Source organism: Pirellulales bacterium (assembly GCA_019694455.1).
GTDB lineage: Bacteria > Planctomycetota > Planctomycetia > Pirellulales > JAEUIK01 > JAIBBY01.
The window spans coordinates 17,668-35,742 of record JAIBBY010000014.1 but is presented as its reverse complement, the minus strand read 5'-3'; the positions used below and the strand labels follow the sequence as shown (position 1 = coordinate 35,742).

Below are 18,075 nucleotides of genomic sequence, written 5' to 3'. Positions count from 1 at the left end.
ATTCTTGCCCGCCGCGCGCCCCGCCGGCACGCGGTTTCCGCTTACGAAAAGTAGGGGGCTGTTCGCCCTGCCGCAGCAGTTAAGTCCCCGGCGGAGTCCGTCGGTCCCGACGACCGGCCCGCGAAGAACTCGGTTTTTCACCTGGGGAGAATTTGCAATGAAACGGCTCGCTTGGTTGGTACTGCTGACAGCTCATGTGCTCACTGCCGCCCACGCGCGGGCCGTCACGATTCCCACCGTGCCAGTCGGCAACGCGGGCAATGCCGGCGAGGTGCAATCCCAAGGCACGTTTGGCGCGGTCGGCTACAACTACCGCATCGGCACGTACGAGGTGACTAACTCCCAGTATGCCGCCTTCCTCAATGCCAAGGCCGCCAGCGATCCGCTCGCACTCTACAACACGTCCATGGCCAGCGGCGTAGGTGGAATCACTCGCAGCGGCGCGAGCGGCAGTTACACCTATTCGACGATCGCGGGTCGAGCGGACATGCCGGTCACCTACGTGAGCTGGTACGACGCGATCCGTTTTGCCAACTGGCTGCACAATGGCCAGGGCGCAGGCGACACCGAGACCGGCGCCTACACGATCCTGGGCGGAACTCCGACTCCCAGCAATGGCCCGAGCATCACCCGCAATGCCGGCGCCACCTGGGCCCTGGCGAGCGAGAACGAATGGTACAAGGCTGCCTATCACAAGAACGACGGCGCGACAGCCAACTACTTCGACTATCCAACCGCCAGCGACACGGCACCTGTCTCCCAGGGTCCGCCCGGAGGGAGCAACTCGGCCAACTACGGATTCGGCCAACTCGGTAGCTTTACCGTTGGAGGTGCTTATACCCTATCTGACAGCCCGTACGGTACGTTCGATCAGGCAGGCAACGCCTTTGAGTGGAACGAATCTCGCAGCGTCCGTGGGGGTTCGTATTTCCTCGGCTCTGGCTCGCTGGCCGCCTCGAGCCTCCTCAACGAATCCAACTTCATCTTCCCTGCCAGCGAAAATCTCAGCATCGGGTTCCGCGTGGCAACAGTCCCCGAGCCGTCAACGCTCGCGCTGGCGGCGCTCGGCATCGCGGGCCTTTTCATCGTGCGACGACGTTGTCGCGCTACACGCGTGGCGGCGGCGTTGATCACCTTCAGCCTGCTTGGCGGCACGAATCTCTACGCTGTGACCATCCCCACCGTGCCGGTGGGCAACGCGGGGAATTCAGCGGACACGACCGGCTATGGCGCCGTCGCCTACAACTACCGCATCGGCACGACCGAAGTGACCAACGCTCAGTACGCCGAGTTCCTGAACTTCAAGGCCGCCAGCGACCCACTGGCCCTTTACAACACGAACATGGGCAGCGACGCGCGCGGCGGGATCACGCAAAGTGGCGTCAGCGGCAGTTTTAGCTACGCCACCAAGACAAACATGGCCGACAAACCGGTCAACTACGTGAGTTGGTACGACGCGATCCGCTTTGCCAATTGGCTGCACAACGGCCAGGGCTTGGGGGACACGGAGACGGGCGCCTACACGCTGTTGGGCGGCACGCCGACGCCGAGTAACGGCCTGAGCATCACGCGCAACCTGGGCGCGACCTGGTTCCTGACCAGCGAGGACGAATGGTACAAGGCGGCCTACTATCAGCCGGCCGCGCAAGGGGGCGACAGCGATAACTACTGGCTGTATCCCACGGCCAGCAACACCGCTCCCACGGTCGCCACGGCAAACAGCGTGGGCGACATTCGCAACCCGGGGACGAACGTCGCCAACTATCTGGAAGGCGCGGACTGGAATAGCCAGAACGGGAACGTGACGACGGTGGGTAGCGGCGGACCGCTGAGCGAGAGCTATTACGGCACGTCGGACCAGGGCGGCAATGTCTGGGAGTGGAATGAAGCGCTGATCAGCGGCTCGATTCGGGGCTTGCGGGGCGGTGCGTTCGGCATGCCCAGCCCGGTTTTCCTGCGGGCGTCGTTCCGGAGCAGCGGCTCCAACCTCCCGGCGGACGAAGTCAACTACATCGGCTTCCGCGTGGCAACCGTCCCCGAGCCCTCGACGCTCGCGCTAGCGGCGCTGGGAGTCGCGGGCCTTTTCATCGTACGGCGCCGGCGAGCCGCGAGTCTTGCCGTACTGCTGGTCGCCGCGACGCTATTTGCCGGTGCCGAGGCACGCGCCGCCAGAGTCTTCGTCACCAGCGAATATTCGGGGGGCCACACAGGTGACTTGGGTGCAACTGTGCTCAGTCAGCATCTCCCGGCACGAGGAAAAGCGGTCTTCGACTCCATGGGAAATGCGTTCGTCTTCGGCGGCGCCGATTCGCTTGAAAAATTCGGCCCCACCGGGGCGTATCTGGGACCGCTCGTCGTGCCTGTCAACGCGAGCTGGATTCCCCGCCTAGCCATTGATGCCAGCGACAACCTGTATTACGTCGCATCGGAGACCACGATCCATCGGGTCGGTCCGACCGGGACCGACCTTGGCACGTTCGCGACCGTCCCCATGCTCAACGAGTATAACTTATTCGACGGTTGGACCGCTTGGGGTCCGGACGGCAACCTGTACGCATCATCAAGTCATACCGATGCCGCGGGGGTGCATTGGACGTCCGTCATCTCGAAATTCGATGCGTCGGGCCTCTACCTCGGCACATTCAAGGTCCTCGATGATGGATACAGGATCATCGAGGATATGACTTTCGACGCCAGCGGTAACTTATACGTGTCGGACGTGTTGGAGGACGGAGGTGCCATTCACAAGATCAGCCCGACCGGAACTTATCTCGGCATCTTCGCATCCGCGGATACCGATCTCTGGGGCCTTGCGTTTGATCCCAACGGAAACCTGTGGGTGGCGTCTCCGTTCGAATCTGCTATCCGCGAATACGGCCCTACAGGTGAACTCCTCGGCACGCTGCCGCTGTTCTACGAGAGTTACTTCATCGAGCAGCCGAACGATGTGTTTCTCGTCCCCATCTGGCGCCCGCTTTTCATTGCCATTTCGCCCGTTCCCGAGCCGTCGACACTCGCGCTGGCGGCGCTGGGGATCGTCGGTTTGTTCCTCGTGCGATGGCGGCGTCGCGCTACGAGCGCGGCAGCGGTGTTGATCACGTTCGCCCTGCTGGGCAGCACGCACCTCTACGCCGTCACGATCCCCACCGTGCCGGTCGGCAATGCGGGGAATGCCGGCGACACGCAGATCATGTCGACCGATGTAACGACCGGCTATGGAGCGGTGGCATACGACTACCGCATCGGCACCACGGAAGTCACGGTCGGCCAGTACACCGCGTTTCTCAACGCCGTTGCAGCTACTGATACGTACGCGCTCTACGACACATCCATGGCCACGGACTTGAACATCACAGGCATTGCGCGTAGCGGCGCACCAGGCAGTTACACGTACAGCGCGATCGGATCCACGAGCCGTCCGATCAGTTATGTGAGTTGGGGAGATGCGGCCCGCTTTGCCAATTGGCTGCACAACGGACAGCCCGTCGGGCCTCAAACTGCCGGCACGACCGAGGGTGGCGCGTACACGCTGAACGGCGCTACCAGCGATGCGGCCCTGTTGAACGTCACGCGCAATCCCGGCGCGCAATGGTTCCTGCCAACCGAAAACGAATGGTACAAGGCAGCCTATCACCAACCTGCCGCACAAGGTGGAGACAGCAGCAGCTATTGGGACTTTCCCATGCGCACGAACAGTATCCCCTACTCCGATCAGCCGCCAGGCACCACGCCCGACAACACACGAGTCGGAAATTTCATACGGAATGACCCGTTTTCCAGCGGCTACAACGATGGGTACGCGGTCACCGGATCAACGAGTTACAGCAGCACGCAGAACTACTTGACGGATGTTGGGGCCTACACGTCGTCGCCGAGTTTCTATGGCACGTTCGACCAGGGTGGCAGCCTGTGGGAGTGGAACGAAGCGGTGCTATTCGTCCCGGAACGGAGTGCCTCGTTTCGAGGCGTGCGCGGCGGCGGTTGGGAGCGGTTTTTTCAACACACCGGCGCCGCTTGGCGCGATTATGGAATTCCGTCGGCCAACGTCAGCTACTTTGGCTTCCGCGTGGCAACCGTCCCCGAGCCGTCGACGTTCGCGCTGGCTGCGCTCGGCATCGCGGGCCTTTTCATCGTGCGACGACGTTGTCGCGCTACACGCGTGGCGGCGGCGTTGATCACCTTCAGCCTGCTTGGCGGCACGAATCTCTACGCTGTGACCATCCCCACCGTGCCGGTGGGCAACGCGGGGAATTCAGCGGACACGACCGGCTATGGCGCCGTCGCCTACAACTACCGCATCGGCACGACCGAAGTGACCAACGCTCAGTACGCCGAGTTCCTGAACTTCAAGGCCGCCAGCGACCCACTGGCCCTTTACAACACGAACATGGGCAGCGACGCGCGCGGCGGGATCACGCAAAGTGGCGTCAGCGGCAGTTTTAGCTACGCCACCAAGACAAACATGGCCGACAAACCGGTCAACTACGTGAGTTGGTACGACGCGATCCGCTTTGCCAATTGGCTGCACAACGGCCAGGGCTTGGGGGACACGGAGACGGGCGCCTACACGCTGTTGGGCGGCACGCCGACGCCGAGTAACGGCCTGAGCATCACGCGCAACCTGGGCGCGACCTGGTTCCTGACCAGCGAGGACGAATGGTACAAGGCGGCCTACTATCAGCCGGCCGCGCAAGGGGGCGACAGCGATAACTACTGGCTGTATCCCACGGCCAGCAACACCGCACCCACGATTGCCACGGCCAGCAGCACGGGCGGCATCAGCAACCCGGGCGCGAACGTCGCCAATTACCTTTCAGGCGCCGATTGGAACAGCCTGGACGGCAACGTGACCACCGTCGGCAGCGCTGGCCCCTTGAGCAACAGTTTCTATGGAACGGCGGACCAAGCTGGTAATGTGTGGGAGTGGAACGAAGCCTTGATCGCCGGGTCGTTTCGGGGCTTGCGGGGGGGGGCGTTTCGCGACCCCTTGAGCAGCCTGGCCGCCTCGATCCTCCCGGCTCGGCCTCAACCCGTCGTCGAGATCGACTCTGTCGGCATCCGCGTGGCGACCGTCCCTGAGCCGTCGACGTTCGCGCTAGCGGCGCTGGGCGTTGTCGGATTGTTCATCGTGCGACGACGTTGTCGCGCTACACGCGCGGCAGCGGCGTTGATCACCTTCAGCCTGCTGGGCGGCACCAATCTCTACGCCGTCACGATCCCTACCGTGCCCGTCGGCAATCCGGGGAATGCCGGACAGGTTCACCACCAAGGAATCTTTGGCGCGGTCGCTTACGACTACCGCATCGGCGCGACCGAAGTGACTAATGCCCAGTACGCGGCATTCTTGAACGCCAAGGCTGCCAACGACCCACTGTCCCTCTACAGCACGAACATGGACAGCGACCCCCGCGGCGGAATCGCGCGCAGCGGCGCTAGCGGCAGCTACACCTATTCACCCAAGGCGAACATGGGTGACAAGCCGGTCACCTTTGTAAGCTGGTACGACGCGATTCGCTTTGCCAACTGGCTGCACAACGGACAGGGAAGCGGCGGTACGGAGACCGGCGCCTATACGCTCCTGGGTGGCACGCCCACGCCAACCAACGGAATGAGCATCGTCCGCAATTCTGGCGCGGCCTGGTTTTTGCCGAGCGAAAACGAATGGTACAAGGCGGCTCTCTACGATCCAACGCTTTCCGGCGGCAGCGGCGGGTACTGGGCCTGGCCGACAAAGAGCAACACGGCGCCGACACCGGCCACGGCCGACAGTGTGGGCGGTATCTCCAACCCCGGCGCCAATATCGCGAACTTCGCTTTTGGGGCCAACTGGAACGGCTTCGCCAACATCACGACCGTGGGCAGCGCCGGCCCCTTGAGTCAGAGCTATTACGGCACCAATGACCAGGCGGGCAATGTTGTGGAGTGGAACGAAGCCGTCATCAGTGGCTCGTTTCGGGGTCAGCGCGGAGGCTCCTGGGCCAGCTTTACCGCTGGCGACCTGCTGCCCAACCAAGGCATCAGTCTTCCGGCGGTCGAGCAAGCGCACGTCGGTTTCCGCATCGCCATGGTCCCCGAGCCGTCGACGTTCGCCCTGGCGGCGCTGGGAGTCGCGGGCCTTTTTATCGTGCGGCGCCGGCGTCGTGCTGTGAGCGCGGCAGCGGTCTTGATCACATTCGCCCTGCTGGGCGGCACCAACCTCTATGCCATCACCATTCCCACCGTGCCGGTCGGCAATGCGGGAAATGCTGCCGACACAACAGGCTATGGCTCGGTCGCCTACAACTACCGCATCGGCACGACTGAAGTGACCAACGCCCAGTACGCCGAGTTCTTGAATTTCAAAGCGGCCAGCGATCCGTTGGCCCTTTACAACACGAACATGGGTAGCAGCGCCCGTGGGGGGATCGCGCGCAGCGGGGTCTCCGGCAGCTACACGTACACCACGAAGACGAACATGGGCAACAAGCCAGTCAACTACGTTAACTGGTACGACGCCATCCGTTTTGCCAACTGGCTGCACAATGGACAAGGCTTGGGGGACACGGAGACGGGTGCCTACACGGTGTTGGGCGGAACGCCCACGCCGAGCAATGGCACCTCGATTACGCGCGACTCAGGCGCGATCTGGTTCCTGACGAGTGAGGACGAATGGTACAAGGCGGCGTACTACGACCCTACGCTCGCGAGCGGCAGCGGCGATTACTGGGACTACCCCACACAGAGCAACTCAGTGCCCACGGTTGCCACGGCCAACAGCACGGGCGGCATCAGCAACCCAGGAACGAACGTCGCCAACTACCTTTTTGGCGCCGACTGGAACAGCGAGAACGGCAACGTGACGACCGTGGCTAGTGCTGGACCCTTGAGTGAAAGCTACTACGGTACGTTCGACCAAGGGGGCAACGTCTTTGAATGGACCGATCCGCTCATCGGCGGCTCGTCTCGGAGCTTGCGGGGTGGTGCGTTGGACACCAGCTCGAACTTCCTGATGGCCTCGAACTGGATCGTCAACAGCCCGACGATCGAAGTCAGCGCTCTCGGCTTCCGCGTCGCCACCGTCCCCGAGCCATCGACGATGGCGCTGGCCGGGCTGGGCGTTCTCGGAATCTTTGCCTATGTTCGCCGCAAACCACGACGAACCTGCGGAGCTTAGGCAATCCTGCGGAGGCCCGCCGCGCCTCTGAGAAGCGCGTATTGTTTCGACGACGGTTCTTCACAAGACACCTCTTGTCACACTCGCGCGAAGCGACTTTGCTGGCAGCGTGATGATCGATCAGGCACTTTTGCTTCCTTGAGCGATAACGTCGTTCGCAGCAGCTTCTAGGCTTTCAAGTAGAGCAGCATCGGCGCGGACGATCCAGCGTCCGTCGGTGCCGTCCACTTGCCGTGCGGGCAGTCTACCGTTGCGTATCCAAGCGTAGATGCGGTGCGGGCGAACTCCGAGTTCCCGTGCGAGGTCGGGGACGAACCACTCATCCTCTCTCAGCGCCAACTGGTCATTGCTTGCACCACGGCGGACGCTGGTCAGGCCGCATCGGCTGCGCTGTTGGAGCATGTGCAGTTCGGCCTCCGACATCGTTCCCTTCAGCCCTAGCAACCGTTCACCGTGAGTGCCAAATGGATGACAGGCTCGCGGACGTGAAATCTTGCAGTGCATGCAATGAACGAATTCCGCCAGCCGAAATCCTGAACGATGACAACAGCCGTTAACCCGAGCGAACAGAGATAGAGAGACTGCCGAGACTTTCGATCCAGATTGAGCTACAAATGGTCGGGAGAAGTGCGATCCGGCTCAGCGCGCGTCGGCCAGATCGTGAGACTTTGAGACTTCTGGCGAGGTCGGAACTCGTGGCCAGAACTGGCAATAGAACGCAGAAAGGCCAGCGTCTGAGAACGCTGGCCTTTCGTATAACCCGAGGGTAGCGACTTTTCGCTACCGCTCAAACAAGTGGCGGGGACAGGATTCGAACCTGCGACCTCGAGGTTATGAGCCTCGCGAGCTACCGGACTGCTCCACCCCGCGTCATGTGTCCCTGCATTGTATAAGTTGCCGCGCGGGTGTCGAGGGGAGGACGATCGCGATCTTGACGCGACTCGCCAGACGCCAAGGCCGCTTGTGCGGGCAAAGCGGCCTGTTACGGCAATATGGGCGATGCCATGCGAGCGAATTCCGCCGCTGATTGATTCTCCCGCCGGCGCCAGACAGCTAGACTGGAAGAGTCCTTTCGCACCTTCCCCTCATCGCTCGGCAATTGCGCACCGGCGCCACCAAGGGACATGTCGCCGCAGGATTCTGAACTATCACCTTCGATTGGCCCGCCGACCGAACCGCCGGTCCCGTTGCCGCCGGGCAAGCCCGTATCCGCGCCGCTGCCGCCACCGCCTCCGACCGATGCCAGCGGCAAAGCGCGCTGGCGGATGCCGGTAGCTCCTGGCACGGAACCGCTGCCGAGTCCGCCGGATGGCGCTGCGCGCGCAGGCGCGCCACAAAGCGCGGCGCCGACGCCTGAATCGACCGGCGAGCACGAAGAGAACAACCTCAAAGAACTGGCGATCAAGAACGCGCCCCCGTGGCTGGTGAGCCTGCTGGTTCACATGCTGCTGGTGATCATTTTGGGATTGTGGTTCTTGCCGGTGGAACTGCCCAAGCTGGTGAGCTTGGAGGTGCTCAACATCGACGAACCGATCAACGAGCCGCCAGAAGAGTTGAACCTGGACGACGCGCAATTGGGGGTCGACACCGGCGAGGCGATCGACGTGATCAACCCGGAGAACTTGACTCCGGTGGACGACCCGTTCGCCGCGCCTCCGGACCTGGAGATTGGTCCGGGGGGGCTGTTCGCGAGCAGCAAGGTCGACGCGCCTGCGATTGGCAACGCGCTCTCGGGGCGCGAAGAAGGGACGCGCCGCGCGCTGATCGGCACCTATGGCGGCACCGGCAAGACCGAGGCCGCGGTGGCGGCGGGCCTGGCATGGCTGGCCAATCATCAGCGCTCCGATGGCTCTTGGAGTTTGCAAGGTCCGTACAGCGACGGCTCGCAATTTGAAAACGTGGCGGCGGCCACGGCCATGGCGCTTTTGGCGTTTCAGGGCGCGGGCAACACGCACGAAAAAGGGAAGTACAAGAACCACGTCGAGAAGGGCATCGACTTTCTGTTGCGGTTGCAAGACGAGCACGGCAACTTCTTTCACAAGGGGCCGCTGCATAGCGGGCTATACAGTCAGGCGCAATGCACCATCGCGGTTTGCGAGTTGTTCGCCATGTCGCAAGACTCCAGACTGCGCGAACCGGCGCAGCGGGCCATTCAGTATTGCCTCAGCGCGCAAGACAAACGAAAAGGGGGCTGGCGCTACATTCCGGGTGAAGACAGCGACACCTCGGTGACGGGCTGGTTTGTGATGGCGCTGCAAAGCGCGAAGATGGGAGGACTCGAGATCCCCAGCCCGGTATGGGCCATGATCAATCAGTTTTTGGAGAGCGTGGCCTACGAAGGTGGCAGCCGCTACGCCTATCTGGCGGGGGGCGAGGTCAAGCGCTCGATGACGGCCGAGGGGTTGCTGTGTCGGCAGTGGCTCGGCTGGGACCGCAATGACCAACGGCTGAATCTTGGCGCCGACTTTCTGGTGGTGAAGGAGAACCTGCCCGACTGGGACAGCCGCGACGTGTATTACTGGTACTACGCGACGCAGGTGCTGCACAATCTCGACGACGACCGCTGGCACACATGGAATCACCTGATGCGCGAGATCCTGCCGAACAAGCAGGAAAAGAAGGGACCGGAGATGGGTAGCTGGCATCCCACAGGGGGCAAGGCGGATCAGTGGGGCTATCACGGCGGCCGGCTCTATGTGACGTGCCTCTCGATCTACATTCTCGAAGTGTACTATCGCCACCTGCCGCTGTACGCCACGGCGCACAACGAGAAGTCTTCGAAGCCGGCTGCCATTTCGCCGTAGTGCGCGCGCTGGCTGCTGGCGCGATACGAAGCGCGAGTCGCCCCCCAATGGATTGGGAACAACTAGTTTGCTTCTTGAATTTGCGCGGTGAGCTTCTCGATAGAAATCTCCAAAGTTGCTTGACTTGCCGCGCGTGTTTTTGAAAGATTCGTAACGACGCCTTGGCCAAGGTGGCGCGGGCGCGCTAGGGCTCTATGGCAGAGACTGGCCAGCGACCAGACGCCGGCATAAATTCTCTGACCCATCGGGTTTCTGGTGTGGCCAGCTATGCGGAGCGCTATGGCGCGCATCGCATGATGTTTCTGCCCGCCGCGTGCCGAAGCAGTCGATAGTTTCCGCCCCTCGTACCCACCGTTGCCTGCCTATCCGCGCGCCGCCGAGCGGGCGCGGTCATCTGCTTGAAGGAGCCCATGATGCGGTTTCTGCTTGGCTTTGTCAGTGGCCTGATCGCGATCGCCGCTTTAGGTCGCGCCACTCAGGGAGCACGCGCGTCGCGACCAGTCGGCCGCCCGCGCCGCATTGCCGTGGCGCCCGCCGCGCGGCCGCGTTTACGGTTGTCGCAATATTACTACGTCAGCCGCAATTAGCAGTCGGCTGAACAGTTCTTTCGGTCGCCAGCGCTAGTCGCCGCCTGATTTGCGACACAACTTGAAAGGGACGCCGCTCGATGAAGCCGCATCATCAGACGATTGCCTGGACCACGATCATCGGCCTGCTATTGGGGATAATGCTGTATTTCGTTCAGCCATCGCAGCAGGGGCAAGAGACCATGAACCCGATGGGGGTGATCGCCTTCGTGTCGCTCGGCGCCAGCGTGGGCTGCTTTGTGTGCGACGGCAACCAGTCGCGCCGGCGGCGGTGAGCGATCGATTTTTTTGGCCCCTGGCTGCGACAGGCAATTAGAATGCGCTGTATCGCGGCCGCGTTGGGGCGCGCCGCGGATTCACTGGCTCCAAGACATTGAACTGGCATGCAACCGCGCCGCTGGCTGATGATTCTGGGGGTGACGGCGATGGTCTTGGCTGGCATCTTGGCTACAGCCAGCTCGCACGCCAAGGAGCCGAAGGGCGACGACGATCAGGCGCCGGCCGCGCCGGCCGATTATCAAAGCCAGCACTTCTTGGTTCACACCGATCTCGCGCCGCGCGAGGCGCGCGCGCTGCTTGATCGCCTGGAGACCATGCTCGGCCTGATCTCCAACTATTGGGGGCGGCCGCTGTCGGGCATCATCGAATGTTACGTTGTGCGCGATGTGAAAAATTGGCCGGCCAATTCGCTCGAAGCCGAGGGGCGCGAAAAGATCGAGCACGGCGCGGGGGTCACCATCTCGCGCAAGCTGGTGCGCGGCAACCGCTATCTGGCCAAGTCGGTCGTGTACGCGGTGGCCGATCACGGCACGCCGCAACACGAGGCGGTGCATGCCTATTGCGCGCAGACCTTTGGCGATGTCGGCCCGACGTGGTACAGCGAAGGCATGGCCGAGATGGGCAACTACTGGCGGGCCAACGATCCCAGCGTGCAGGTTGAACCGCAGATATTGCAATACTTGCGCGAGAGCGATCCCAAGAGCCTCAACGAGATTGTCAACGCCCGCGAGTTGAGCGGCGACTCGTGGCAGAACTACGCCTGGCGCTGGGCGCTGTGCCACCTGTTGGCCAACAACACCAATTACTCGGACCGTTTCCGCCCGCTGGGGTTGGCATTGCTCAACCGGCAGCCCACGCGCTTTGAGGACGCGTATGGCTCGATGTCGAACGAGATCTCGTTCGAATATCTGGAGTTTGTGCGCAACGTCGAACCGGGATACCGGGCCGATCTTTGCAGTTGGGATTGGAACAAGCGCTTCTCGCGTCCGCATAGCCGGCCGATCAGTGTCAAGGTCCATGCCGAGCGGGGATGGCAACCCACGCGCGTGGAAGTTGCCGAGGGAGATGTCTTGCAATTCACGACCACGGGCGAGTGGCGCCTGGAGAAGGAGGGGACGGATTTGACGGCGGCGGGGAACCAGGAAGGCGCCGGCAAACTGATCGGCGTTTGGTTTCGCGACTTTGAGTTGAGCGAGCCATTTGAGCTAGGGGACGAAGGGGAAATCGAGGCGCCGCATCCGGGTCGATTGTATGTGCGCTGCCAGGATGGTTGGGGCAGCCTGGCCGACAATCACGGTTCGGTGACGCTCAAGATCAGAGCGGCCAAGGGGCGCTAGTCGCCAGCCGAGTCAGCAAGACTTGCGCGCTGTTGTCGCAACCGCTCGGCCAGCGCCGGATCGGCCTTGGAATCGCAGATCGTAATCGCCTCGTCGATGGCCGCAAGCGCCGCCTCTCGTTGGCCGGCGGCCTGACTGGCGATGCTGAGCACTTCCCAACAGGCGGGACTGCGGCGCATGGTTTGTTGGCAAAGCTGTTCGGCCAGCGCGACCGCTTTTTGCGGATCACGGCAACCGGCGTCGGTCGACGTCGCCCAAAGCCGCGCCAGCGTGATGGCCGACCGCAGATCGTCTGGACGTTCGTGAAGATGCGCTTCCAAGATCGGGATTGCCTCGCAGGGGCGGCCGGTGTCGGCCAGGGCCACCGCCAACAGCGGCGACACATCGTGATTCCGCGGCTCCATGGCTCGCGCCGCTTGCAACTGCGCGAGCGCCAGCGCGGGCCGCTCGTTTCGCAATTGCCATTCGGCCAGTTTCAGCCGCGCCTCGGTGTTGCGGCCATCCAGTTCGACGGCTTGTTTCCATTGCCGCGCGGCTTCGGCCTCGCGTTTGAGTCCCCACAGGGCCTCGCCGGCGAGTTGCGCGTCGACGCTGGCCGGCGCAGCGGGGGGCGCCGCTGTAATGGTGGCCAGCGCTTGATCGTGCCAGCCATGTAGAAGTTGCAGCGCGGCCAAGGTGCGCCGCGCGCCCCGGTCGTCGGGATTGTTTGTCACTTCTCGTTGCGCTTGCTCGATGCCAGCGTCCCATTGTCCGGCCGAGGCGAGCAGGCGGGCCAGCGACAGGCTGCCGCGCGGTTCGATATCGCGTAGCGCGTGAAAGTACCACACGCCGAGCGCGTGCGACGGCGCCGTGTCGTTCCATGGCTGGCGATAAACAACGAGCGGAGAGGGGAGGCCGTCGCCGTAGAGTTGCTGGCTGTTCGCGTCGGGCGGAGGAGTGAGCGGACCGCCATAGGGGCGATTGTTGGCGTACACAAAGAGTGGCCCAGCGGTCTGATGTTCGTTTCGATAACGGCGGACCAGCCGATCGAACGAGGTGGTGTCGAAAGGGCGATCGGTGATGTGATAGGCGTTCGGGAGTCGCTCTTGGAGATAACCGTAGCGAGGATCAAAATAGAAATTGGCGGGCCAGTCGTAGAAGATCAGTTCGTCGTGATACTTAGCTTCGAGCAGCGCGACGGCGTCGCGCCAGGCGCCTGCCAGTCGTTGGTACTCACGGCTGCGTTCCCAGAGGAAGGGATAGCGCCACGGCAATTTGGGATAGAGCGCGCCGTGGCTGTTGACCAGATTGATCGCCAGCGCCGCCAACAGCACCACGCGCAGCCAGCGCGTGGTGACGCCTAATCCATGCAGCGCCAAGATCAGCACCAGCCACACCAGCGGGACCGCCAGCACCAGATAGCGCGGCACATAGATCGCCACAGTCAGCGCCACAATAAGCAGCAGCAGCGTCAGCGCGGTAAAGGCCAGCAGATTGACGGACGAACTGGAGAGCGTCGTGGCGCCGCGCCCGCGCGCCCATACCCAACCGACCACAGCGGCCACCGCGACCAATAGCGCCAACAAATCGGGATTGGTCCACGGCAAGATGGTGATTCGCAAGAAGGGAGAATTGGTCAACGACCAAGGAATTGGCACGTCGGAGGCCCATTTCATCAGCGCCAGTTGCAGGGCCAGGATGACGATCGCCAGCAGCGCATTGCGAGTTGGCGCGCTAAGCCACTTGCCGCCGCGCCGCTGCTCTGCAAGCGCCGCCACGGCAAGCCAAATCACCAGCGCGGCGCCCACCACAATGGCGGTGGCCTTGAACAGAAACGCGACGGCGCTCCAGGCAATCGCCCAACGGGGGCGTCCCCGCTTAACGCACAGCGCCGCCCCGAGCGCCGCGGCGGCCATTGGCAAATCCATTCCGCCGAGGTCGGTCTGAGCCGCCAAGAGCGGGCAGGTGACGACGACCAGGGCAGCCAGCGCCGCGACCAGGCGATCGACCAGGTCGCATAGTAGCGCATAGACCAGAAGCGCGATCATCGCTGTGTAAAAAAGCGCCAACAGGTGCTGCGCCACGACCACGGCGCCGACCGACGGCAACAGCCTTATGGCCAACGCCAGCAGCGTGGGCTGCACGCTAATCATGTAACTGCGGGCAGAACCAGGCTGCTCCAGCATGTGGGGCACCTCGTAGCGCAGCCGCAGATAGTTGAACTGGTTCTCGGCCAGCCAGTTGGCTTCGCTCCAGAGTCCGACCGCGTTGTCGTCGAACGGCGGCCACGTGAGCGTTTGCCAGCGCCAAACGACCATCGCCAAAAAAATCGAAACCGCCAATAACGTCCAGTGCCAGCGTCCGCCGGGCAAACGGGTGATCGCAGTCGAGGATGGTTTTTTGGCTTGCTTCAAGTGCGATTTCCAGGCCCGCGAGCAACGCTTTCGATCGTGGCGCGCTGCAGGCGGTCGGCCGGCAGATCGGACATGGCAGAACGATGACTTGGCGGCTGCGGGGTTTCATCAAAACAGCCGCCGCGCAGGGTGTCAAACCGAGTGGCGGCGGTGACCTACAGAACGTGGCGGCCGACGGGTACGATAGTGACTGTCACACCGTTGGCCGAGTGGCGGAATAGGCAGACGCACAGGACTTAAAATCCTGTGGGGGGTTACCCCCGTGCGGGTTCGATCCCCGCCTCGGCTACTTTGGGGCTTCTGGCGATACATTCATCGCCTGCGCACAGGCGAGTTGATTGCGCCTGCGGCATGGTGAAGCGACATCCGTTCAGCGGCTCTGAACCACCTGCAAGGGGCGGCTGTCTCGTGGTATAAAGCCCTGTTTCCCGCCCCCCTGCCGCCTGCCCCTGGAGGTTCTGCACGATGTCGATGACCGTATCCAAGCTGGTCCAAGCGTTGGAGCCATCGGCCACGTTGGCCATGGCGGCCAAGGCCAAGGCGTTGAAAGCGGCCGGCAAGACGGTCTACGACTTCAGCGTGGGAGAGCCCGACTTCAACACGCCAGCGCATATTTGCGACGCGGCAGCCAAGGCGATGCGCGACGGCCAGACGCATTACACGGTGGCCAGCGGCATTCCGGAGCTAAAGGCGGCCGTGGTCAAGCAGTATCAGGCCACCCACGGCTTGGAGTACAAACCGAACCAGGTGGTCGTTTCCAACGGGGCGAAGCACTCGCTGCACAACGTTTTCACCGCGGTGCTCAACCCGGGCGATGAGGTGATCATTCCGGCGCCCTATTGGGTCAGCTACTCCGAACTGGTCAAGCTGACCGGCGCGCGGCCGGTGATCGTCAGCACCGAGGAGTCGCAAGACTTCAAGCTCTCGCCGGCGCAACTGCGCGCCGCGATTGGCCCCAAATCGAAGATGCTGCTGCTCTGTTCGCCATCGAACCCGACCGGCACAATGTACTCGCCCGAGGAGTTGGCGGCGCTGGCCGACGTGGTGATCGAAAAGAACCTGTTGGTGCTGGCCGACGAGATTTATGAACGGCTGATCTACGGTCAAAACCGGTTTGCGAGCTTTGCCACCGTACGGCCGGGACTGGCGGAACGCACGATCTTGGTGAACGGCGTGAGCAAGACGTTTGCCATGACGGGTTGGCGCATTGGCTGGACATTGTCGCCAGCCAACATCGCCGAGGCGATGGCCAATCTGCAAAGTCAGGAAACGTCGAATCCGTGCAGTGTCAGCCAGTACGCCGCGCTGGCGGCGCTGGAAGGGCCGCAGGATTGCGTGGCCGAAATGCTGCAACATTTCGCCGAGCGACGCGATTACGTTCGCGCGCGAATCGCCCAACTGCCCGATGTCTCTTGTCCCGACATAGCGGGCGCGTTCTACGCCTTCATGAATATCAAAGCGTATCTGGGGCGCGATTACGGCGGGAAGCGGGTCAACGACTCGGCCCAGTGGTGTCTTACGTTGTTGGAAGAACAAAACGTGGCGACGGTGATGGGCTCGTCGTTTGGCGCCGAGGGGTACGCCCGCGTGTCGTTCGCCACCGGTTTGCCGGTGCTCGAAGCGGGTTTCGACCGCATCGAGGGCTTTTTGAAGAGCGCGAAGTAGCGCGCCGCGCAACTGTCGCGCCCAGCGCCAGCATCGCTGCCGCCATCGCGCCAGCGTAGCACCCGGCGCGCGATGATTGCGAAATGGTCATTGGATTGTCCGCATCCGGATGGCCGATCGTAACGAAGCCGCTGGAATGATCGCGCGGGTTTTTCCGTCACATTGCGCAAACTGGACTAGAATAGGATAGAGGGCGAGTGGCTTTGCAGTTCGATCTCTTGGATTGGAATGACGCGAAGTTGAATATCCTGCTGGCGACGAGCGAAGCGGTTCCTTTTGCCAAGACCGGCGGACTGGCCGATGTCTGTGGCGCGCTGCCGATCGAGTTGGCGCGGCTAGGGCACCACGTGACCGTGCTCATGCCCGCCTATCGGCAGGCCAAACGGGCCGGGTTGCCACTGGCGCCGACCGATATCGACTTTGCGGTGCAGATTGGGCGCAAGCAGGCGCGCGGCCGCTATTTGCATAGCCAGTTGCCGGGGAGCGATGTCGATGTGTACCTCGTCGAGCAAGACGAATACTACGATCGCCCCGAGTTGTATCGCGAAAACGGCAAAGACTACATCGACAACTGCGAGCGATTCGTCTTTTTCTGCCGGGCCGTTCTGGAAGCGATTGACCTGCTGGACCTGCCGGTCGATGTGCTGCACGCCAACGACTGGCAGACGGGGCTATTGCCCGCATATCTCAAGATTGAGCATCGCGGCGTACCGCGCTACGACCACATTCGCACGTTGTTCACGGTACATAATCTGGCGTATCAGGGGCAGTTTTGGCACTGGGACATGGTGCTGACCGGCCTCGATTGGAAATACTTCAACTGGCAGCAGATGGAGTTCTATGGCCAGTTGAACCTGCTCAAGACGGGACTGATCTTCGCCGACCAGATCAGCACCGTCAGCCCGCGCTACGCCCAGGAGATTCAAACCGAGGAGCAAGGTTGCGGGCTCGAGGGGGTGCTACGCCAGCGGCGCGACGCGCTGGTGGGCATTCTCAACGGAGTGGATTACGACATCTGGAACCCAGCGACCGATCGCGACTTGCCCGCCAACTACGACGCCGGTAGTTGGGCGCAAGGCAAGCGCGAGTGCAAACGCGCGCTACAACAAGAACTGGGTTTGCCGACCGACAACGACGAGCCGCTCATTGGCTTCATTGGCCGGTTGGTCGATCAAAAGGGGATGGATCTGATCTATCCCATGCTGCGCGAGTCGCTGGCGACCACCCCGGCGCAGTGGGTGGTTCTTGGCACCGGCGAGCCACGCTATCACGAGATGTTCGAGCAACTGGCGCAGCGACACCCGCACAAGTTCGCGCTGCGGCTAGAGTTTTCCGACGCGCTGGCGCACCGCATCGAGGCGGGCGCCGACATCTTTCTGATGCCCAGCCGCTATGAGCCGTGCGGGCTCAATCAGATGTACAGCCTGCGTTACGGCGCCGTGCCGGTGGTGCGCGCGACCGGAGGACTTTCGGACACAATCACTAATTGCACCGACGAGACGCTGGCCGTGGGCACGGCGAACGGATTCAGCTTTTACGACTACAGCGCGCTGGCGCTGCGCGAGACGCTGTCGCGCGCGCTGGCCGCCTACGCGACGCCCAGCGTGTGGTCGCGACTGGTGTCGAGCGGCATGCGACAAGATTGGTCGTGGCGGCGCAGCGCGCAGCAATATCAGGAGTTGTACGAGCAGATGCTGCAACGGCGGCTGGTGGCCGCGCGCTGAGCATGATGCCGATGTAACCAAGTCGCCGCGCTGTGAGGGACGCCACTCGACTGGTTTCGTCCGCGAAGCGACAAGCAAACGATTAGAGACGGATCTCTGTTGATTTGGCGCTGGGGCCGGGCGCCGGGTATTT

The 18,075-nt window shown here is 62.6% G+C and carries 9 protein-coding genes and 2 tRNA genes; 8 read left to right on the top strand and 3 right to left on the bottom strand.

Annotated elements, in window-relative coordinates:
• Positions 1–157: 157 nt before the first annotated feature.
• On the top strand, positions 158–7,153 hold the full coding sequence (locus K1X71_07770) for an SUMF1/EgtB/PvdO family nonheme iron enzyme (GenBank protein MBX7073031.1): 6,996 nt from the start codon (positions 158–160) through the stop codon (positions 7,151–7,153).
• 120 nt (positions 7,154–7,273) lie between these two features.
• Here K1X71_07770 and K1X71_07765 read toward each other — a convergent pair whose 3' ends face one another.
• Together K1X71_07765 and K1X71_07760 are read right to left on the bottom strand one after the other, a co-directional pair.
• On the bottom strand, positions 7,274–7,576 hold the full coding sequence (locus tag K1X71_07765; GenBank protein MBX7073030.1) for a helix-turn-helix domain-containing protein: 303 nt from the start codon (positions 7,574–7,576) through the stop codon (positions 7,274–7,276).
• 373 nt (positions 7,577–7,949) lie between these two features.
• A tRNA-Met gene (locus tag K1X71_07760) sits at positions 7,950–8,023 on the bottom strand.
• Positions 8,024–8,277: 254 nt separating this feature from the next.
• Between K1X71_07760 and K1X71_07755 the strand changes: the two genes are divergently transcribed.
• The 4 genes from K1X71_07755 to K1X71_07740 all read left to right on the top strand — a co-directional run bounded on the left by K1X71_07755 (position 8,278) and on the right by K1X71_07740 (position 12,160).
• Entirely contained in the window at positions 8,278–9,957 is a 1,680-nt protein-coding gene (locus K1X71_07755; protein ID MBX7073029.1) for a squalene--hopene cyclase, read from the top strand.
• A gap of 413 nt (positions 9,958–10,370) precedes the next feature.
• Complete coding sequence (locus K1X71_07750) at positions 10,371–10,544, top strand: hypothetical protein (protein MBX7073028.1); 174 nt, start codon at positions 10,371–10,373, stop codon at positions 10,542–10,544.
• Between the two features lie 80 nt (positions 10,545–10,624).
• Positions 10,625–10,819 carry a hypothetical protein gene (locus tag K1X71_07745; GenBank protein MBX7073027.1) on the top strand — a complete coding sequence of 65 codons (195 nt, stop codon included), beginning with the start codon at positions 10,625–10,627 and terminating at the stop codon, positions 10,817–10,819.
• Positions 10,820–10,927: 108 nt separating this feature from the next.
• The gene (locus tag K1X71_07740) at positions 10,928–12,160 is read left to right on the top strand and encodes a hypothetical protein (protein ID MBX7073026.1); all 1,233 of its coding nucleotides are present in this window, start codon (positions 10,928–10,930) and stop codon (positions 12,158–12,160) included.
• Here K1X71_07740 and K1X71_07735 read toward each other — a convergent pair.
• Positions 12,157–14,553 carry a hypothetical protein gene (locus K1X71_07735; GenBank protein ID MBX7073025.1) on the bottom strand — a complete coding sequence of 799 codons (2,397 nt, stop codon included), beginning with the start codon at positions 14,551–14,553 and terminating at the stop codon, positions 12,157–12,159. The two genes, K1X71_07740 and K1X71_07735, sit on opposite strands and share 4 nt — an antisense overlap.
• Positions 14,554–14,756: 203 nt before the next feature.
• Here K1X71_07735 and K1X71_07730 point away from each other — a divergent pair.
• The 3 genes from K1X71_07730 (at position 14,757) to glgA (ending at position 17,942) form a co-directional block, all read left to right on the top strand.
• Positions 14,757–14,842, top strand: a tRNA-Leu gene (locus K1X71_07730).
• 176 nt (positions 14,843–15,018) lie between these two features.
• Positions 15,019–16,218 carry a pyridoxal phosphate-dependent aminotransferase gene (locus tag K1X71_07725; protein ID MBX7073024.1) on the top strand — a complete coding sequence of 400 codons (1,200 nt, stop codon included), beginning with the start codon at positions 15,019–15,021 and terminating at the stop codon, positions 16,216–16,218.
• Between the two features lie 239 nt (positions 16,219–16,457).
• On the top strand, positions 16,458–17,942 hold the full coding sequence (gene glgA, locus K1X71_07720; GenBank protein MBX7073023.1) for a glycogen synthase GlgA: 1,485 nt from the start codon (positions 16,458–16,460) through the stop codon (positions 17,940–17,942).
• Positions 17,943–18,075 lie beyond the last annotated feature (133 nt).